This is a genomic window from Caldimonas tepidiphila, assembly GCF_003569765.1.
Taxonomy (GTDB): Bacteria; Pseudomonadota; Gammaproteobacteria; order Burkholderiales; family Burkholderiaceae_C; genus Caldimonas; species Caldimonas tepidiphila.
In genome coordinates, this window is record NZ_QXMG01000147.1 from 1 (window position 1) to 2009 (window position 2009).

Below are 2009 nucleotides of genomic sequence, written 5' to 3' on the forward strand. Positions count from 1 at the left end.
GCGCGCGCGGCCGTGCCCACCGCGTCCAGCCCCGAGCCGCACAGCCGGTTGATCGTCGCCCCCGGCACCTCGATCGGCAGCCCCGCCAGCAGGCTCGCCATGTGCGCAACGTTGCGGTTGTCCTCGCCGGCCTGGTTCGCGCAGCCGTAGATCACGTCCGCCACCGCCTGCCAGTCCAGCTGCGGGTTGCGCGCCATCAGCGCCTTGAGCGGGATCGCCCCCAGATCGTCGGTGCGCACCCCCGACAGCGCCCCGCCGTAGCGCCCGAAGGGCGTGCGGATCGCGTCGCAGATGAAGGCTTGCGTCATGGTCTGTCTCCTGGTGTGTTCTCGGGTAGTTGGTCGGGCCGGCGTTCAGGCCCGGGGGGCGGGCTCGAGCGGCAGGCGCAGCAGCCGCTCGAGCTCGGCATGTTCGAGCCCGTCGACGAGGTCGACGAGGCGCAGGCCGGCGGGGGTGCATTCGAGCGTCGCGAGGTCGGTGTAGATGCGGCGCACGCAGCCGAGGCCGGTGAGCGGGTAGCTGCAGTTCTCCACCACCTTGCACTCGCCCTGCCGGGTCAGCAGGTCCATCATGACCCAGGTCTGCTTCGCGCCGATCGCGAGGTCCATTGCGCCGCCGACCGCGGGGATCGCGCCGGGCTCGCCGGTGCTCCAGTTCGCGAGGTCGCCGCGCGCCGAGACCTGGAAGGCGCCGAGCACGCAGATGTCGAGATGGCCGCCGCGCATCATCGCGAAGCTGTCGGCATGGTGGAAATAGGCGCCGCCCGGGCGCAGCGTGACGGGCTGCTTGCCGGCGTTGATCAGGTCGTAGTCCTCTTCGCCCGCGGGGGGCGCGGCGCCCATGCCGAGGATGCCGTTCTCGCTGTGCAGCACCACCTCGCGGCCGGCCGGGATGTGGTTGGCCACCAGTGTCGGCATGCCGATGCCGAGGTTGACGTAGGCGCCGTCGTGGATGTCCTGCGCCACGCGCCGCGCCAGCTCGTCCTTGCTGCGTCTTGTGTAGTTGCTCATTCGTGCAAAGGTCCGGTGGGGGCTCAGGCGGCCGGCTTGAAGCCGCCGCCCTGCGTCGCGACGCGCTCGATCCGCACGACGTGCGAGACGTGGATGCCGGGCGTGACGATCGCCTCGGGGTCGAGCGCGCCGAGCTCGACCACCTCGTGCACGGTCGCGACGGTGCGGCGCGCGGCGGTGGCCATCACCGGCCCGAAGTTGCGCGCCGCCTTGCGGTAGACCAGGTTGCCCCAGCGGTCGCCGCGCTCGGCCCTGATCAGCGCGACGTCGCCGCGGATCGCGTACTCGAGCACCTGCGGGCGGCCGTCGATGACGCGCGTCTCCTTCGGGCTGCCGTCGGGGTTCCTCGCCAGCTCGGTGCCGTAGCCGGTGGGCGTGAAGAAGGCGCCGATGCCGGCGCCGCCCGCGCGCAGCCGCTCGGCCAGCGTGCCCTGCGGCACCAGCTCGAGCTCGATGCGGCCGCTGCGGTAGAGCGCGTCGAAGACATGGCTGTCGGCCTGGCGCGGGAAGCTGCAGACGATCCTGCGCACGCGCCCCGCCTTCAGCAGCGCGGCGAGGCCGTGATCGCCGTTGCCGGCGTTGTTGTTGACCACCGTCAGCTCGCGTGCGCCCTGCTCGATCAGCCCGTCGATCAGCTCGTTCGGGATGCCGGCGGTGCCGAAGCCGCCGATCAGCACCGTGGCGCCATCGTCGATGCCGGCGAGCGCCTCGGCCACCGAGGCGGTGATTTTGTCGATCAAGGAGGACTCTCCGCAGAAGGGCCCGCCTGCGTCGCGGCGACAAGCGCAAGGGCCCAATTTGTTCGATTAGCGAACTCGTGTTCGATACACGCATTCTAGGGAGCCGCGTCGCGATGTGTCAAACCAAGACCCGCCGCGCCGCGCTGCGTTGCGGCCGGCCCTGGCGGCACGCCGCCGAGGGCGGAGAATCGGTCCTGTCCGAAGAACAGCGCGCCCAGCGAAGAAAGCAGCCCTCCACCATGTCCCTCGCGGCCTCCCG

Annotated in this window: 3 protein-coding genes; all 3 read right to left on the minus strand. The window is 71.4% G+C overall.

Going from position 1 to position 2009, the window contains the following annotated elements; translation table 11 throughout:
- On the minus strand, nt 1–308 hold a 308-nt coding region (locus D3A59_RS24785), incomplete at its 3' end, for a thiolase family protein (RefSeq protein WP_473206074.1).
- A gap of 45 nt (nt 309–353) precedes the next feature.
- Entirely contained in the window at nt 354–1010 is a 657-nt protein-coding gene (locus D3A59_RS24790; protein WP_119157963.1) for a 3-oxoacid CoA-transferase subunit B, read from the minus strand.
- Nucleotides 1011–1033: 23 nt separating this feature from the next.
- Entirely contained in the window at nt 1034–1750 is a 717-nt protein-coding gene (locus D3A59_RS24795; RefSeq protein WP_119157964.1) for a 3-oxoacid CoA-transferase subunit A, read from the minus strand.
- Nucleotides 1751–2009 lie beyond the last annotated feature (259 nt).

Coding starts and splice junctions, on each gene's coding strand:
- D3A59_RS24790 (WP_119157963.1), bottom strand. CDS start 1,010: ATGAGCAACTACACAAGACGCAGCAAGGACGAGCTGGCGCGGCGCGTG.